General features: G+C 67.0%; 16 protein-coding genes. 8 read left to right on the top strand and 8 right to left on the bottom strand.

Annotation, left to right across the window (positions count from 1 at the left end):
* Positions 1-122: 122 nt before the first annotated feature.
* From BCEP18194_RS18640 to BCEP18194_RS18620, 5 genes are all read right to left on the bottom strand, one after another.
* Positions 123-1,004 carry a PhzF family phenazine biosynthesis protein gene (locus BCEP18194_RS18640; RefSeq protein ID WP_011352812.1) on the bottom strand — a complete coding sequence of 294 codons (882 nt, stop codon included), beginning with the start codon at positions 1,002-1,004 and terminating at the stop codon, positions 123-125.
* A 13-nt stretch (positions 1,005-1,017) separates the two neighbouring features.
* The gene (locus BCEP18194_RS18635; protein ID WP_011352811.1) at positions 1,018-1,476 is read right to left on the bottom strand and encodes a RidA family protein; all 459 of its coding nucleotides are present in this window, start codon (positions 1,474-1,476) and stop codon (positions 1,018-1,020) included.
* A gap of 42 nt (positions 1,477-1,518) precedes the next feature.
* Positions 1,519-2,700 (bottom strand): PLP-dependent aminotransferase family protein, encoded by a 1,182-nt coding sequence (locus tag BCEP18194_RS18630; protein WP_011352810.1) that lies wholly within the window; start codon positions 2,698-2,700, stop codon positions 1,519-1,521.
* A 152-nt stretch (positions 2,701-2,852) separates the two neighbouring features.
* Positions 2,853-3,761, bottom strand: a complete 909-nt coding sequence (locus BCEP18194_RS18625) for a DMT family transporter (protein ID WP_011352809.1) — start codon at positions 3,759-3,761, stop codon at positions 2,853-2,855.
* 56 nt (positions 3,762-3,817) lie between these two features.
* Positions 3,818-4,510 carry a VOC family protein gene (locus BCEP18194_RS18620; RefSeq protein ID WP_011352808.1) on the bottom strand — a complete coding sequence of 231 codons (693 nt, stop codon included), beginning with the start codon at positions 4,508-4,510 and terminating at the stop codon, positions 3,818-3,820.
* Positions 4,511-4,740: 230 nt separating this feature from the next.
* Here BCEP18194_RS18620 and BCEP18194_RS18615 point away from each other — a divergent pair, with 230 nt between their 5' ends.
* The 4 genes from BCEP18194_RS18615 (at position 4,741) to BCEP18194_RS18600 (ending at position 9,339) form a co-directional block, all read left to right on the top strand.
* Positions 4,741-6,201 (top strand): PLP-dependent aminotransferase family protein, encoded by a 1,461-nt coding sequence (locus BCEP18194_RS18615; RefSeq protein WP_011352807.1) that lies wholly within the window; start codon positions 4,741-4,743, stop codon positions 6,199-6,201.
* 158 nt (positions 6,202-6,359) lie between these two features.
* Complete coding sequence (gene htpG, locus BCEP18194_RS18610; RefSeq protein WP_011352806.1) at positions 6,360-8,258, top strand: molecular chaperone HtpG; 1,899 nt, start codon at positions 6,360-6,362, stop codon at positions 8,256-8,258.
* 8 nt (positions 8,259-8,266) lie between these two features.
* Entirely contained in the window at positions 8,267-8,863 is a 597-nt protein-coding gene (locus BCEP18194_RS18605) for a chorismate--pyruvate lyase family protein (RefSeq protein WP_011352805.1), read from the top strand.
* Positions 8,863-9,339 (top strand): DNA-deoxyinosine glycosylase, encoded by a 477-nt coding sequence (locus BCEP18194_RS18600; protein ID WP_011352804.1) that lies wholly within the window; start codon positions 8,863-8,865, stop codon positions 9,337-9,339. Before BCEP18194_RS18605 ends, BCEP18194_RS18600 begins: the two co-directional genes overlap by 1 nt.
* 19 nt (positions 9,340-9,358) lie before the next feature.
* Here BCEP18194_RS18600 and BCEP18194_RS18595 read toward each other — a convergent pair whose 3' ends face one another.
* Positions 9,359-9,613, bottom strand: coding sequence for a hypothetical protein (locus BCEP18194_RS18595; protein ID WP_011352803.1), 255 nt, complete (start codon positions 9,611-9,613; stop codon positions 9,359-9,361).
* Positions 9,614-9,756: 143 nt separating this feature from the next.
* On the opposite strand from BCEP18194_RS18595, the gene BCEP18194_RS18590 reads away from it, so the two are divergent.
* From BCEP18194_RS18590 to BCEP18194_RS18575, 4 genes are all read left to right on the top strand, one after another.
* Positions 9,757-10,674 carry a spermidine synthase gene (locus tag BCEP18194_RS18590; RefSeq protein WP_011352802.1) on the top strand — a complete coding sequence of 306 codons (918 nt, stop codon included), beginning with the start codon at positions 9,757-9,759 and terminating at the stop codon, positions 10,672-10,674.
* Between the two features lie 198 nt (positions 10,675-10,872).
* Complete coding sequence (locus BCEP18194_RS18585; RefSeq protein ID WP_011352801.1) at positions 10,873-11,115, top strand: DUF3311 domain-containing protein; 243 nt, start codon at positions 10,873-10,875, stop codon at positions 11,113-11,115.
* Positions 11,112-12,662 (top strand): monocarboxylate uptake permease MctP, encoded by a 1,551-nt coding sequence (gene mctP / locus BCEP18194_RS18580; protein ID WP_011352800.1) that lies wholly within the window; start codon positions 11,112-11,114, stop codon positions 12,660-12,662. Before BCEP18194_RS18585 ends, mctP begins: the two co-directional genes overlap by 4 nt.
* Positions 12,663-13,093: 431 nt before the next feature.
* Positions 13,094-13,642, top strand: coding sequence for a hypothetical protein (locus BCEP18194_RS18575; RefSeq protein ID WP_011352799.1), 549 nt, complete (start codon positions 13,094-13,096; stop codon positions 13,640-13,642).
* Between the two features lie 55 nt (positions 13,643-13,697).
* On the opposite strand, the gene BCEP18194_RS18570 is transcribed toward BCEP18194_RS18575, so the two are convergent.
* Together BCEP18194_RS18570 and tal are read right to left on the bottom strand one after the other, a co-directional pair.
* Entirely contained in the window at positions 13,698-14,153 is a 456-nt protein-coding gene (locus tag BCEP18194_RS18570; protein ID WP_011352798.1) for a VOC family protein, read from the bottom strand.
* A 243-nt stretch (positions 14,154-14,396) separates the two neighbouring features.
* Complete coding sequence (gene tal, locus BCEP18194_RS18565; RefSeq protein WP_011352797.1) at positions 14,397-15,350, bottom strand: transaldolase; 954 nt, start codon at positions 15,348-15,350, stop codon at positions 14,397-14,399.
* Between the last annotated feature and the right edge of the window lie 111 nt (positions 15,351-15,461).

The following is a 15,461-nucleotide window of genomic DNA, read 5'->3' as shown; positions in this document are numbered from 1 at the left end:
CCATGGACAGACCTCCGAAACAACGGATTAGGCCCGATATTACTGGCTGGAACGTTTTTGCGATAGTTGGGCGAATCGTAGGGGGCGCCGGACGGGCCGGCGCCATCGCACATCGCGAAATGTCAGGCAGGTGACAGGAAGGTGCCGTCGACGACCGTGACGACGTGGCCGCCGATCCATGTGGTGCCGTCTTCGTCATAGCTGACGAAGATACGGCCGTCGCGGCCGATCGCCGTACCCTGGCGGGCCGTATACGACTGGCCGGGGCGGCGTTCCTGCCGCGTCAGCAGCCCGGCGAGCGCGGCGTTTGCGCTGCCGGTGACGGGATCCTCGCCGAAGCCGAAGTTGCCGCCCGTCATCAGGCAGCGGATTTCGAACGTCGCGGGGCCGCCTTCGGCGTGTGGCGCGTAGACCGCGACGCCGTCCGTGCCGTAGCGGCGTGTGAGCGCCTCCAGCAAAGCCGGATCGGGCGTCAGGCCGATGCAAGCATCGGCCGACTGCAGTCGCACGACCAGCCACGGTGCGCCGTTGTCGACCGCGCACGGCTCGGCATCCAGGTCGATCGCGTCGCTGCGCAACGCGGCAGCCAGCGCCGCGTAGTCCGAACGGTCGAGCGGTGTGACGCGTGCCGGCGGCGCGGCGAACGCCCAGCCGTCGGCCTGCTCGCGCAGCGCGACCCGGCCGACCCCGCACTGCTGGATCAGCCGGCCCGGCGTGCGCGGTCGGGCGCCGTTTTCCAGGAACGCATGCGCGGTGCCCAGCGTCGGGTGGCCGGCGAACGGCAGTTCGCCTTCCGTCGTGAAGATCCGGACGCGGTAGTCGGCTTCCGGATCGGTCGGCGTGCAGAGGAACGTCGTTTCCGACAGGTTCGTCCAGCGGGCGATCGCGAGCATGTCGTCGTCGCCGAGCGAATCGGCGTCGAACACCACGGCGAGCGCGTTGCCCTTGAACGGCACCGCCGTGAACACGTCGACCTGCTTGAAGCGGACCCGATGACCGGACATCGCGGTGCGTCCGTTACGCAACTTCGGCGATCAGCTCGATCTCGACGCACGCGCCGAGCGGGATCTGTGCCACGCCGAATGCCGAGCGCGCGTGCTTGCCTGCGTCGCCGAACACTTCCGCGATCAGTTCCGACGCGCCGTTCGTCACGACGTGCTGTTCGGTGAAGTCGAGCGTCGAGTTGACGAGGCTCATCAGCTTGACGATGCGCGTGACCTTGTTCAGGTCGCCGGTGTGCGCGTGCAGCGTCGCGAGCAGGTCGATCGCGATCGAGCGGGCGGCGGCCTTGCCGTCTTCCGTCTGCAGATCCGCGCCGAGCTTGCCGGCCCAGACCTTGCCGTCCTTCTTCGCGATGTGGCCCGACAGGAAGACCGTGTTGCCGGTTTGCGCGCTCATCACGTAGGCGGCGGCCGGTGCGCCGGCGGTCGGGAGCTCGATGCCGAGCGACTTGAGTTTGTCGTAGACGTTAGCCATGTATTCGATTCCTCGTAGAGAGTCGTGACAGGAAAAAGGGGATCAGAGACGCTCGCGCAGCAGCTTGCCGAGGCGCGCGACGCCTTCCTCGATCTTCTCGGGCGGCACCGTCACGAACGACAGGCGCAGCGTGTTCTGTTGCGCGTTGTCCGCGAAGAACGGCGCGCCCGGCACGAAGGCGACGTGGTTGTCGACGGCCGTGGCGAGCAGCTTCATGCTGTCGATCTGCGCGGGCAGGTTCACCCAGATGAACATCCCGCCTTCCGGGCGGTTCCACGTGATGCCTTCCGGCATGTGGCGCTCGAGCGCGGCGAGCATCGCGTCGCATTGCGCGCTGTACAGCTCGCGGATCGTCGGGATGTGCTCGTCGAGGAAGCCGTCCTTGATCACTTCGTGCGCGATGCGCTGCGTGAGCGTCGGCGTGTGCAGGTCGGTGGCCTGCTTGGCCTGTACGAGCTTGAAGTGGAGTTCTTCGGGGGCAATGATGTAGCCGATCCGCAGGCCCGGTGCGAGCACCTTCGAGAACGTGCCGAGGTGCACGATGTGATCGGGCGCCATCGACAGCATCGTCGGCAGCGGCTCGCCGCGGTAGTTCAGCGCGCCGTACGGATCGTCTTCCAGCACCGGGAACGGGCTCGATTGCGCGAACGCGGCGAGCGCGCGGCGGCGCTCGACGGGCAGGCGGCGGCCGGTCGGGTTCTGGAAGTTCGGCTGCGCGTACAGCAGGCGCGCGCCTTGCGTGAGTTCGGGCGTGAGGCCGTCCGGCAGCAGGCCCTGCTCGTCGGTCGGCACCTGCACGTAGCGCGGCTCGTACAGCGAGAACGACTGCAGCGCGCCGAGGTAGGTGGGGGTTTCGACGAGGATCGGGCTGCCCGGATCGACGAGCGCCTTGCCGAGCAGGTCGAGCGCCTGCTGCGAGCCGGTCGTGATCAGCACCTGCGACACGCGCACGCTGTAGCGCTCGGCGATCCATTCGCGCAGCGGCAGGTAGCCTTCGGTCGCGCTGTACTGGAGCGCGGCGGCCGGCGCGTCGCGCAGCACGCGATCGGCGGCGGCGCGCATGCGCTCGGCCGGGAACGTGGCAGGGGCGGGCAGGCCGCCGGCGAACGAGATGACCTCGGGGCGTTCCGTGACCTTCAGGATTTCGCGGATTGCAGAGCTCGTCAGCTTGCGTGCGCGTTCGGAAAGCTGCCAGTGCGGCGGATGCAGGTCGCTCGGATTCATAGTCTCCTCGTTCGGATATCGTGGTCAGTCAAGAAAGGTCGTTCGGGCAAATCGCTTCGACGCTGCCGGGTGGGCAGGCACGAGCGCGATCGAGCCTTCGCGGCCGGGTGGGCAAAACCGATCAGGCAAAACGTCCATTATGGCGCAGCTGTTCAGCCGGCGCGAGCCGGTCGCGCGGCGGTGGTGACCGCCGAGCGGCGCCCGAGCATCACGGTGGCGATCACCGCGGCCGCGAACAGCCACGTCGACGGCGTCACCGTTTCGCCGAACAGCAGCGCGGAAAAGGCGATCGTGAAGAAAATCTGCAGCAATTGCACCTGGCCGACGCGCGCGATGCCGCCCATCGCGAGCCCCGCATACCACGCGAAAAAGCCGATGAATTGCGAAAAGAGGGTCACGTAGCCGAATGCGAGCCACGTGCGCAGGGCGAGCGGGCCCGGATGTGCGGCATGCTGCATCCACGCGAGCCAGCCGACCGGCAGCACGAGGAACGGCGCGGACACGACGAGCGCCCAGCAGATCACCTGCCAGCCGCCGATCTGGCGCGCGAGGCGCGCGCCTTCCGCATAACCGAGCGCGCCGATGCCAACCGCGACGAGCATCAGCGCGTCGCCGGCCTGCACGGTGCCGCCGCCGTCGCGCAGCGCGAACGCGATCACGAGCGCGCTCCCGGCCACCGCACTGGCCCAGAACGCCTTCGACGGCCGTTCGTGCGACAGCCATGCGGCGTACAGCGCGACGAACAGCGGCTGCAGGCCGTTGACCACCGCGCCGTGCGACGCCGGGACCGATTTCATCGCCCACGCGGAGAACACCGGGTACGCGATGATCACGCCGAGCGACGTGATCGCGAGGCTTTTCAGTTGCGCGCGGGTCGGCAGCGGCTCGCGGCGCCACCACAGCAGCAGGCCGGCCGGGACCGCGGCGGCCAGCGCGCGGCCGAGCCCGTTGAGCAGCGGATGGAGTTCGGAGACGACGATGCGCGTCATCGGCAGCGTCAGGCTGAAGATCATCACGCCGATGAGGCCGAGCAGCATGCCCCGGGTTTCGCGCGAATTCATGTGAGGGGTGTCTCCGTGTTGCCGGTATTGGTGTAGTTCAGGGGGCGGCAGGGGGTTCAGCGCAGCGTGCGCGTGCCCTGCGGCGTGTCGAATTCGGCGACCAGCGCGGGCGGGCCGTCGGTGGCTTCGAGGTCGAGCAGGTGGGCGGCGCCGAGCCAGTCGAGCTGCTCGCGGATCGCGTCCGCACGCGGGTGGGCACCCTTGAGTGCCTTCAGCGCGACGCCGTCGCCCGGCAGCGATTCGGCCGGGTGGCGCGCGCTGTCCCACTGGATCAGCGACGGCAGGAGGCCGTCGCCCGTGCCTTGCCACGCGGGGAACGTGCCGTCGTCCGGCACCGTGAGGCCCCAGCTCAGGTCGCCGCGCCGCATCGCGACGACCGGCGGGATGCGCGCCGGGTACTGGCTCTGCCACAGCGCGAGCTGGCGCGGACGGTCGACCCGCGCGACCCAGTGCGCGAGAAACGGGCCTTGCGCGAGCCGCGTGTGCGTGGCCGGCTCGTCGAGCCCGAACAGCCGCGCGCGCGGCGGCTCCGCGCTGTCGTTCGGCGCCGGCGCATCGGGGTCGATCGCGATCACTTCGAGGTAGAGCCCGCCCCACGCGCCGAATAGTGCATTGTGGGTCCGCATCAGCGGGTGGCGGCCGCCGCCGGCCGGTTCGATACCGAGTGCGTCGGCGACATGGCGTACGCCTTCGTCGAGCGTGCGCGCGGCGATCACGAGATGGTCGAGTGTCAGGGAGCGGGCTGGCATGAACGTCGGTCGGGAAGCGAAAGTGTCATGGTGGGCGGGCGATGCGCCGGGCGGTGGCCGGACCGGCCGGCGTACCGGCCGCGATGCAGGCCGGTGGGCGCGATGCCCGATGCGGCGGGGCCGGAGCGGCGGCCGCACGGTCGCCATTGCGATCAACTGTAATCGTCGCTACCGGCACAGTAACGGTACAATCGGCGCGATAGCCTTCGGTACAGTTGGAGCTCCAGCCCATGTCCACCGTCCCACTCGCCCAGATTCCCGTGCCGCACGACACGGCCACGCTCACGCTCGTCGACCAGCTTGTCCAGTGGGCGCGGCGGCGCATCGACGAACGCGTGTTCCGGCCCGGCATGCGGATGCCGTCGATCCGCAAGCTCGCGCTCGACAAGAGCGTGTCGCGCTTCACCGTCGTCGAGGCGTACGAGCGGCTCGTCGCGCAGGGCTACCTCGACTCGCGGCGCGGCTCGGGCTTCTACGTGCGCGAGCGCACGGCCGCCGGCCCGCAGCCGGCTGACAGCGTCGCACGCGTGGCCGAGGCTGCGCCGGTGCACAACACGATCGACGTCGTCTGGCTGCTGCGCAACATGCTGCACACCGTCAGCCCGGAAAAGGGGCCGGGTCTCGGCTATCTGCCGGGCCGCTGGCTCGACGGCGAACTGATCACCGGTGCGCTGCGCGCGCTCGGGCGCCAGTCCGGCGCGCAGATGCTCGGCTTCGGCACCGCGCAGGGCTTCCTGCCGCTGCGCCAGCAACTGCAGACGCGCCTCGCCGAAGTGGAAATCGGCGCGAAGCCCGAACAGATCGTGCTGGTGTCCGGGATCACGCAGGCGATCGACCTGATCTCGCGGATCTACGTGAAGCCCGGCGATGCGGTGATCGTCGGCGATCCGGCCTGGTTCCAGATGTTCGGCCGCTTCGCGGCGCAGGGCGCGCAGCTCGTCGGGATGCCGTACACGCCGGACGGCCCCGATCTCGACGCGCTCGAGACGCTCGTCCAGATGTGGCGGCCGAAGATGCTCGTGATCAATTCGGTGCTGCAGAACCCGACCGGCACGTCGCTGTCGGCCGCGCAGGCGTTCCGGATCCTGAAGCTCGCGGAGGCGTACGACTTCCTCGTCGTCGAGGACGACGTATACGGCGACCTGTGCCCGCCGAGCTATCCGGCCACGCGCCTCGCGAGCCTCGATCAGCTGAAGCGCGTGATCTACCTCGGCAGCTATTCGAAGACGCTCGCGGCGAACCTGCGGGTCGGCTATGTCGCATGCGCGCCGGAGATCGCGAAGGCGGTCACCGACCAGAAGATGCTGGTCGGGATGACGACGCCCGAACTCAACGAGCGCGTGCTTTACAAGATCCTGACCGAAGGGCATTACCGGCGCCACGTCGAGCGGCTGCGCGCGCGGCTCGACGGCGTGCGCGACAAGACCGCGCGGATGCTCGAGCGCACGGGGCTCGGCCTGTTCACGATGCCGGCGGCCGGGATGTTCCTGTGGGCCGACACGGGTGTCGATTCGGACGCGCTCGCGGCAGTCGCGCACGAGGCCGGCTTTTTGCTGACGCCGGGCAGCCTGTTCTCGCCGCAGCAATCGCCGTCCACGTGGATGCGCTTCAACGTCGCGAACTGCGGCGATCCGGCGCTGCCGGGGCTGCTGTCGCGCTATATCGATTCGGCCGTGCGCCGCGCGTCGTGACGCGGCGCGGCACGCCCGCCCTTGAAATCGGGCGTGCCATCCCCAGATACGCGCGCAAACCGCCAGCGTCAGGCGGTCGCCTTTCACGGGCCGGCCGGCATCGCGCGCCGGGCGCTCGCGCCACACCATTCAAGTTCAAGTAAGAGGAAACAGCATCCATGGCACACGAAACGATGAGCTTTCAGGCAGAGGTCAAGCAACTCCTCCACCTGATGATCCATTCGCTCTACAGCAACAAGGAAATCTTCCTGCGCGAACTGGTGTCGAACGCGTCCGACGCGGCCGACAAGCTGCGTTTCGAAGGGCTCGCGGACAACGCGCTGTACGAGGACGATCCGAACGTGCGCATTCGCATCGGCTACGACAAGGCCGCGCGCACGATCACGATCGACGACAACGGCATCGGCATGAGCCGCGACGAAGCGATCGCGAACCTCGGCACGATCGCGCGTTCGGGCACCAAGGAATTCTTCACGAAGCTGTCCGGCGACCAGCAGAAGGATGCGGCGCTGATCGGCCAGTTCGGCGTCGGTTTCTACTCGGGCTTCATCGTCGCCGACAAGATCACGGTTGAAACGCGTCGCGCGGGCCTGCCGGCGAGCGAAGCCGTGCGCTGGGAAAGCGCGGGCGAGGGCGATTTCACGATCGACGCGATCGAGCGCGCGCAACGCGGCACGACGATCACGCTGCACCTGCGCGAAGGCGAGGACGAGCTGCTGTCGTCGCATCGCCTGCAGTCGATCATCCAGAAGTATTCCGACCACATTGCGCTGCCGATCCTGATGCAGAAGGAAGAATGGGATCAGGAAAAGGGCGAGATGGTCCTGAAGGACGAGGACGAGACCGTCAACCAGGCGAGCGCGCTGTGGACGCGTTCGAAGAGCGAGGTCTCCGACGAGCAGTACACGCAGTTCTACCAGCACATCGCACACGATCATCAGGATCCGCTCACGTGGACGCATAACCGCGTCGAGGGCCGCAGCGAATACACGCAACTGCTGTTCGTGCCGTCGCACGCGCCGTTCGACATGTGGAACCGCGACTATCGCGGCGGCCTGAAGCTGTACGTGAAGCGCGTGTTCATCATGGATGATGCCGAGCAGCTGCTGCCGCAATACCTGCGTTTCGTGAAGGGCGTCGTCGATTCGGCCGACCTGCCGCTGAACGTGTCGCGCGAAATCCTGCAGGAAAGCCGCGACGTGAAGGCGATCCGCGAAGGCGTGACCAAGCGCGCGCTATCGATGCTCGAAGAGCTCGCGAATGCGGAAGAGGATGCCGGCAAGGAGAAGTACAAGACGTTCTGGGGCGCGTTCGGCCAGGTGCTGAAGGAAGGCCTCGGCGAGGATCACGCGAACCGCGAGCGCATCGCGAAGCTGCTGCGTTTCGCGTCGACGCACGGCGATACCGACGCGCAGGACGTGTCGCTCGCCGACTACGTGTCGCGCATGAAGCCCGAGCAGAGCAGGATCTACTACGTGACCGCCGACGCATGGCAGGCCGCGAAGAACAGCCCGCATCTTGAAGTGTTCCGCAAGAAGGGCGTCGAGGTGCTGCTGCTGACCGATCGCGTCGACGAATGGATGCTGTCGTTCCTGCAGGAATTCGACGGCAAGCCGCTCGCGAGCGTGGCGCGCGGCGACCTCGATCTCGGCGAGCTGAACGACGAAGAGAAGAAGGCGCAGGAAGAGGCGGGCGAGGCGATCAAGCCGGTCGTCGAGAAGATGAAGGAAGCGCTCGGCGACAAGGTGAAGGAAGTGCGTGTCACGTTCCGCCTGACCGATTCGCCGTCGTGCCTCGTCGCGGACGACAACGACATGAGCGGCTACCTGCAGCGCATGCTGAAGGCGGCCGGCCAGAACGCGCCGGCGATGCAGCCGATCCTCGAGATCAATCCGGAGCACGCGCTCGTGAAGCAGTTGAAGGCCGACAGCGCCGATTTTGGCGACTGGTGCCATCTGCTGTTCGATCAGGCGTTGCTGGCCGAAGGCGGCATGCTCGACGATCCGGCAAGCTTCGTGAAGCGGACCAACGCGCTGCTGCTGTCGCGCGCCGCGTGAACACACGCATGCGATTCGACGGCGGTCAGGCCGGCTGGCGCGAGACGCCGCGGCCTGGCTGCACGCTCGATCAGCGCGACTGGCTGACGCGTGGCGGATCGCTGACCGCGCACCTCGCGCGGCTCGGCCGCGTGAACGTGCGCGTGACGCGCGAGGCCGTCGACTGCCCGTGGTTCGACGAGCCGGACGCGGTCGCCAGTGCACCGCGCGCGCCGATGTGGGTGCGCGAGGTGATCCTGTCGGTCGACGGCACGCCGTACGTCGCCGCGCACAGCATCGCGCCGCTCGCGGCCAGCAAGGGCGTGTGGCAGGCCATGCGGCGGCTGCGCACGCGGCCGCTGGCGGAGCTGCTGTACAGCGATCCGCAGGTCGAGCGTTCGGCGCTCGTCAGCCGGCGCGTGATCGCCGGCCATCCGCTGTATGCGCTGGCGACCCATGCGCTTGGCGGGGCGCGAGCGCCGCATTCGTTCGCCGCGCGACGCTCGGTGTTCCAGCGCCACGGCAAGCCGTTGATGGTCACTGAGTGCATGCTGCCGGCGCTGTGGCGCCATCTCGACGCGCACGGCGACGGGCCGCGCTCGGGCGGGCCGGGCGGAGGCGCGTGATGTTGCGGGGTTTCCCGCCGGTCGTCGCGGCGAATACGCACACGATGATCCTCGGCAGCTTTCCGGGCGAGGCGTCGCTCGATGCCGCGCAGTACTACGCGCATCCGCGCAACCAGTTCTGGCGGCTGCTCGGCACGGTGCTCGGCGAGCACGGGCTGCACGAGCTCGCGTATGACGCGCGGCTCGAGCGTGTGCTGTCGCACGGGATCGGTATCTGGGACGTGCTGGCCGCGTGCCATCGCGAAGGCAGCCTCGATTCGGCGATCCGGCATGCGAAGCCGAACGATTTCGATGCGTTGCGCGAGCATGCGCCGTTGCTGAAGCGCGTGTGCTTCAACGGCAAGACGGCAGGGCGGTTTGCGGAGGTGATCGGCGCGGCGGGGTACGACACGCTCGTGCTGCCTTCGTCGAGCCCGGCGAATGCGATGCTGACGTTCGAGCAGAAGCTTGCGCAGTGGCGGGGGCTTCTGTCTTGATGGCCCGGGATGGCGGCGGCTAGTCGTCTTTCCCCCAGCGCCATTTCGGCGGTTCGCCTTTCAGCCAGCATACGATCGTGAGCGCGGCCACCAGCGCCACGATGCATGCCGCGAACGCGAACGGTGATTGGGCGGGCGACAGGTGCGTCGCAACCGCCACGACGCCGATCACGAAGAGCAGCAGGACCACCCAGCCTTGCCACGCGACCGGCAACCCCCATCCCCAGCCATAGCGTTTTGCCGGAAACCAGATCTTCTTGTCGTTCGAGGTCATGTGTCCTCCTTCGATCAACAATTGCAGCGTAGCGCCAACGGGAGTCGAAGTCATGCGCGGCCGGGCAGTCGGCGCGGCTTCGGCTCTGCACCAATGCTATCCTCTCGTCCGCTAAAACCAGCTTCACCCAGCGAGATTCACACATGACCCGACTGATCAAGCGCGCGTCCGCCGAGGCGCGCGCGTCCAAGCGCAGCAAGCCGTCCGCCTACAACGGCTCCGAAAAACTCCAGCCGCCGCGCGTGAAGCGCCGCCCGGAGATCGACGAACACGACGACGTGCCCGTGCTCGAAGCCCCGCGCAAGCCGCGCTTCGCGCCCGTCACGTTCTCGGAAGAGGGCGGCGTGCGCTTCCTGCATTTCGGTACCGAATGGGTGCAGGGCGCGATGCGGATTTCGAAGCCGCTGCATATCGAGCTCGAATACGCCCAGCAGATGATGGCGTGGCTGCTGTTCCTCGAAACGCCCGAGCGGGTCGTCCAGCTCGGGCTCGGCACCGGCGCGCTGACCAAGTTCTCGCACCGCTTCCTGCCGCACGCGAAGGTCGAGGCCGTCGAGCTGAACCCGGCCGTAATCGTCGCCGCGCGCACGATGTTCGCGCTGCCACCCGACGATGCACGCCTCGCCGTGCACGAAGCCGACGCGTGGGATTTCGTCAACGATCCGGCCAACCGCGGCACCACGGGCGCGATCCAGATCGACCTGTACGACGCGACCGCGCGCGGCCCCGTGCTCGACAGCGTTTCGTTCTACCGCGCGGTGCGCGGCTGCCTCGCCGACGCGGGCATCGCGACGATCAACCTGTTCGGCGATCATCCGAGCTTCGTGCGCAACATGAAGCACCTGAACGCGGCGTTTGATCACCGCGTGATCGCGCTGCCGGAAGTGCATGACGGCAACCGGATCGCGATCGCGTTCTCGGGCCCCGCGCTCGACGTGTCGTTCGCGCAGCTCGACGAGCGTGCGAAGCTGATCGAGGACACGCTGAAGCTGCCCGCACGCAAGTGGGTGAAAGCTTTGAAAGAAACGACCGGCGCGCGCGACGCTTCGTTCGCGATCTGACGCTTCATGCACCGGCGGCATGCCGGTGCAACCACGCGACAAGGGGCGGATCACCTCGGGTTCGCCCCCGCTTGACCGCGTGCTCGCGGCTCCTATACTGGCGCGAAGCCAGGGGAGCCGCAGCCTACCCGTTTTGCGCTCCTCTCGGCGCCGTACCCGCTCAACAAGATCGATAACCGGGAAAGAAGAGGAGACGTCATGGCTCACGATGCCGACGCCAACCGGGCTGCCAAGCGCTGGCTCTGGCTGCTGGTACTGCCGCTGATTGCGATGGTCTGGGTACCGTCGTACAGCAAGATCGAACCGCAATGGTTGGGTTTTCCGTTTTTCTACTGGTACCAGCTCCTTTGGGTCTTCATCAGCGCGGTGATCACCGCGTTCGTGTACTTCAAGACCAAGAACGCGTGGAAGGCGAGCGGCCCGCAGGGAGGTGCGCGATGAATCTCGGTGCAACCTTCGTCTTCGTCCTGCTGTTCATCGGCGTCACGATCATCGGTTTCCTGGCCGCGAACTGGCGGCGCGGCGATCTCGCCCATCTCGACGAATGGGGCCTCGGCGGCCGCCGCTTCGGCACGATCGTCACGTGGTTCCTGCTCGGCGGCGACCTCTACACGGCCTACACGTTCGTCGCGGTGCCCGCGCTCGTGTTCGGCGCCGGTGCGATGGGCTTCTTCGCGCTGCCGTACACGATCCTGATCTATCCGTTCGCGTTCGTCGTGTTCCCGAAGCTGTGGAGCATCGCGAAGCGGCACGGCTACGTGACGGCCGCCGACTTCGTCAACGCGCGCTACGGCAGCCGGATGCTCGCGCTCGCGATCGCGGTGACGGGCATTCTCGCGACGATGCCGTACATCGCGCTGCAGCTCGTCGGCATCGAAGTGGTGATCGGCGCACTCGGCTTCGACACGACCGGCTTCGTCGGCGACCTGCCGCTGATCATCGCATTCGCGATCCTCGCCGCGTACACGTACACGTCGGGGCTGCGCGCACCCGCGATGATCGCGATCGTCAAGGACATCCTGATCTACATCACGATCGCCGCGGCGGTCATCGTGATCCCGGCGAAGCTCGGCGGCTTCGGGCACATCTTCGCGAGCGTGCCGCCCGCGAAGCTGCTGCTGAAGGCGCCCGACGCGATGAGCCTGAACGGCTACAGCGCGTACGCGACGCTCGCGATCGGCTCGGCGCTTGCGCTGTTCCTGTATCCGCACTCGGTGACGGCGATCCTGTCGTCGTCGTCCGGCAACTCGATCCGCCGCAACATGGCGATGCTGCCCGCGTATTCGTTCGTGCTCGGCCTGCTCGCGCTGCTCGGCTACATGGCGCTCGCATCGGGCGTGAAGGACATGCCGCAGTACGCGCCGTACTTCAAGGCGTTCGGCCCGAACTTCGCGGTGCCCGCACTGTTCCTCGAGTATTTCCCGTCGTGGTTCGTCGGCGTCGCGTTCGCGGCGATCGGCATCGGCGCGCTGGTGCCGGCGGCCATCATGTCGATCGCGGCCGCGAACCTGTACACGCGCAACATTCACCGCGAGTTCGTGAACCGCAACATGTCGCACGAGCAGGAAACGCACGTCGCGAAGCTCGTGTCGCTGATCGTGAAGGTCGGCGCCGTCGCGTTCATCCTCGGGCTGCCACTGACCTACGCGATCCAGCTGCAACTGCTCGGCGGGATCTGGATCATCCAGACGCTGCCGGCGATCGTGCTCGGCCTGTACACGCGCGTGCTCGACCATCGCGGCCTGCTGGCCGGCTGGGCGGCCGGCATCGTGTGCGGCACGTGGATGGCGATCTCGCTGAAGCTGGCCGGGTCGATCTTCACGATCCACCTGTTCGGCCTCGCGATCCCCGGCTATGCAGCCGTGTGGTCGCTGATCGTGAACCTGGTGGTGGCGGTGGTGGTGAGCGTGCTGGTGCGCGTGATGGGCATGGCGCATGCGGAGGATCGCACGCGGCCGGAGGATTATCTCGACGTCGTCGAGGGCTGATTTCCCCGCCTTCTGTTGCAGTTTCGACACGACGCCCGCGATGCAGATCGCGGGCGTTTTGCATGGTGCGCCGCGAATACCGCGTGTGGCCGTGCGCCCGTTTGCGCCGATCTCCAAGCGATTCTAGGGTGGCCGCGCCGTGGTGAAAATCGGTGCAAGACCGATTGGATGGTCGGCGGCCTGCTTGCCAATAATGCGTCCCGCCCGGCCGTACCGGGTGATTCGATCTCCACACGATCCGATTATATGAGGGATGCAATGACGAAGATTTGGGTTTGGGTAATGGGCATGTGCTGCGTGGCGCTGGCCGGCTGTGTCAATGCGTACTACCGGTGAGGCGCGCGATGAGAATCCTGTTGATGTGGGCGCTGGTCGCACCGATCCTGCTCGCCGGCTGCGCGAACATGTACTACCGTTGACGGCGGGCCGCGATGAAAACGATCTTGTCGGCCGCCGTGCTGTGCGCGGCGCTCACCGGCTGCATTTCGGTGTATGGCCCCGGGCAGCGCTACGCGGCGCGCAATGCGTCGCAGGAAAAACATGACGCGGCCGACGATGCGGCCGGCGCGTCAGAAGCGTCCGACGCGTCCGACGCGGCAAAGGGTGACGCCGCATCGCGCATCGTGATCGGCAATCGCAAGTATTACGAAGTGTGGGCGGCGGTTGCGCAGTTCTACGCAGATCACAAGCTGGCGGTGCGCGTCAGCGATCGCGACGCGGGGCTCGTTGCCGCCGCGTATGCCGACTATCCGAACGCGGGCAACTTCCTGGATTGTTCCGAACTCAAGCAGACGTCGAACGTGACGCACACGCTGAAGGTCGTCACGCGCGTCGACGAAGCGACGCAGGGCGTGACCGTGTCGATCGACGTCGCGGGCATGGCCGGCGTGGTCGCGGCCGGCAAGCAGAAGGGGGCGCGCGTCGCGTGCCGCTCGAACGACACGCTCGAGCAGGCGCTGGCGGAGGTGCTGCGCAAATAACGGTCCCGCCCGGATCGCCGCGGTTGTGCGGCGGTCCGGGCGGTTGACGCGGGCGTTACTGGCCCGCGCGTTGCGCGAGATCCTCGCGCTGCGACAGGTCCTCGACGTTGACCATCCAGTGCACGCCGAAACGATCCTTCGCCATCCCGAAGCCGAGCGCCCAGAACGTCTTGCCGAACGGCATCGTCACTTCGCCGCCGTCGGCGAGCGCATTGAACAGCTTCTGGCCTTCCTCGACCGTCGCCGGGTTCAGCGACAGCGAATAGCCGGCGTGCATGCCGCCGCCGGGCTGGCTGCAGTCGCCGTCCGAGCACATGATCATCGAGTCGCCGATCGTGAAGCTCGCGTGCATCACCTTGTCGGCCATCTCCGGCGTCATCGGGTAGTCGGGATTCGGCGGCGCGTCCTTGAAATGCATCTTGAACATCGTCTTCGCACCGAGTGCCTTTTCGTAGAACTGAAGGGCTTCGTCGGCGCGACCGTAGAACGTCAGGTACGGTTGGACTTGCATCGTTGTCTCCTGTAGTGGGGAGCCGGCCTGCGCATCTGCGCGGGTTCGGCGTCGTGCAAGACTGACTGGGAAAGGGGGCCTCGGGAGGCGGCCGACGCACCCGTGACGTGGATTGTAGTGCGCGTGCTTGACGATGGAATGAAAAATAAAAACGGCCGCGAACATGACGTTCGCGGCCGTGTGCGGCGTGCGTGCTGACGGCTGTTGCCAGTGTTGCTGACAGCCGCTGACGCGTGTCGCGGCTTAGCGCAGCGAGTCGATCAGCTTCTCGAGCTTCACCGCATCGGCGGCGAATACGCGGATGCCTTCGGCGAGCTTTTCGGTCGCCATCGCGTCGTCGTTCAGCTGGAAGCGGAACGCGGCCTCGTCGATCGCGACGCGCGCGGCGGGCTTGTCCTGCAGCGCGTCCGGCGACAGCTTGCGCGTGACGGTGTCGTTGCTGTCCTGCAGCTTCTGCAGCAAATCGGGACTGATCGTCAGCAGGTCGCAGCCGGCGAGTTCGGTGATCTGGCTGGTCGTGCGGAAGCTCGCGCCCATCACTTCGGTGTTGTAGCCGAACGTCTTGTAGTACGTGTAGATGCGGCGCACCGACTGCACGCCCGGATCGTTCGCGCCACCGTCCTTCTCTTCATTCCACTCGGCGCCGGCCTGCTTCTTGTACCAGTCGTAGATGCGGCCGACGAACGGCGAGATCAGCTGCGCGCCGGCTTCCGCGCATGCGGCGGCCTGCACGAGCGAGAAAAGCAGGGTCATGTTGCACTTGATCCCTTCCTTCTGCAGCACTTCGGCCGCGCGGATGCCTTCCCACGTCGATGCGAGCTTGATCAGGATGCGCTCGCGGCCGATACCGGCTGCTTCGTACAGCTTGATGAGCTCGCGGCCCTTGTCGATCGAGCGCGGCGTGTCGAACGACAGGCGCGCGTCGACCTCGGTCGACACGCGGCCCGGGATCAGCTTCAGGATCTCGGTGCCGAATGCGATCAGCAGGCGGTCGATGATGAAATCGGTGCTTTCGTTGCGATGATCGCGGACGGTTTTCTCGAGGATCGGCTTGTACGCGTCCTTCTGGACGGCCTTCAGGATCAGCGACGGGTTCGTGGTCGCGTCCTGCGGCTGGTATTGCGCAAGCTGCTGGAAATCGCCCGTGTCGGCGACGACGGTCGTGTACTGCTTCAGCTGGTCGAGTGCGGTAGTCATGGCGATTCGGAAGAAGGGCGCAAGGCGCCGGGTTCTCACGGGCCGCGCGAACGCGGCGGCGAAGCGAGGCGGCGCCGGGCACCGCCTCCGATCCGCTATTCTAGGCCCGAT

Source organism: Burkholderia lata (assembly GCF_000012945.1).
GTDB lineage: Bacteria > Pseudomonadota > Gammaproteobacteria > Burkholderiales > Burkholderiaceae > Burkholderia > Burkholderia lata.
This window is presented reverse-complemented; position numbering and strand designations above follow the sequence as displayed.

Excerpts from the sequence above, each read along its gene's own strand:
- BCEP18194_RS18640 (WP_011352812.1), bottom strand. The coding sequence starts at position 1,004 with ATGTCCGGTCATCGGGTCCGCTTCAAGCAGGTCGACGTGTTCACGGCG.
- BCEP18194_RS18635 (WP_011352811.1), bottom strand. The coding sequence starts at position 1,476 with ATGGCTAACGTCTACGACAAACTCAAGTCGCTCGGCATCGAGCTCCCG.
- BCEP18194_RS18630 (WP_011352810.1), bottom strand. The coding sequence starts at position 2,700 with ATGAATCCGAGCGACCTGCATCCGCCGCACTGGCAGCTTTCCGAACGC.
- BCEP18194_RS18625 (WP_011352809.1), bottom strand. The coding sequence starts at position 3,761 with ATGAATTCGCGCGAAACCCGGGGCATGCTGCTCGGCCTCATCGGCGTG.
- BCEP18194_RS18620 (WP_011352808.1), bottom strand. The coding sequence starts at position 4,510 with ATGCCAGCCCGCTCCCTGACACTCGACCATCTCGTGATCGCCGCGCGC.
- BCEP18194_RS18615 (WP_011352807.1), top strand. The coding sequence starts at position 4,741 with ATGTCCACCGTCCCACTCGCCCAGATTCCCGTGCCGCACGACACGGCC.
- htpG (WP_011352806.1), top strand. The coding sequence starts at position 6,360 with ATGGCACACGAAACGATGAGCTTTCAGGCAGAGGTCAAGCAACTCCTC.
- BCEP18194_RS18605 (WP_011352805.1), top strand. The coding sequence starts at position 8,267 with ATGCGATTCGACGGCGGTCAGGCCGGCTGGCGCGAGACGCCGCGGCCT.
- BCEP18194_RS18600 (WP_011352804.1), top strand. The coding sequence starts at position 8,863 with ATGTTGCGGGGTTTCCCGCCGGTCGTCGCGGCGAATACGCACACGATG.
- BCEP18194_RS18595 (WP_011352803.1), bottom strand. The coding sequence starts at position 9,613 with ATGACCTCGAACGACAAGAAGATCTGGTTTCCGGCAAAACGCTATGGC.
- BCEP18194_RS18590 (WP_011352802.1), top strand. The coding sequence starts at position 9,757 with ATGACCCGACTGATCAAGCGCGCGTCCGCCGAGGCGCGCGCGTCCAAG.
- BCEP18194_RS18585 (WP_011352801.1), top strand. The coding sequence starts at position 10,873 with ATGGCTCACGATGCCGACGCCAACCGGGCTGCCAAGCGCTGGCTCTGG.
- mctP (WP_011352800.1), top strand. The coding sequence starts at position 11,112 with ATGAATCTCGGTGCAACCTTCGTCTTCGTCCTGCTGTTCATCGGCGTC.
- BCEP18194_RS18575 (WP_011352799.1), top strand. The coding sequence starts at position 13,094 with ATGAAAACGATCTTGTCGGCCGCCGTGCTGTGCGCGGCGCTCACCGGC.
- BCEP18194_RS18570 (WP_011352798.1), bottom strand. The coding sequence starts at position 14,153 with ATGCAAGTCCAACCGTACCTGACGTTCTACGGTCGCGCCGACGAAGCC.
- tal (WP_011352797.1), bottom strand. The coding sequence starts at position 15,350 with ATGACTACCGCACTCGACCAGCTGAAGCAGTACACGACCGTCGTCGCC.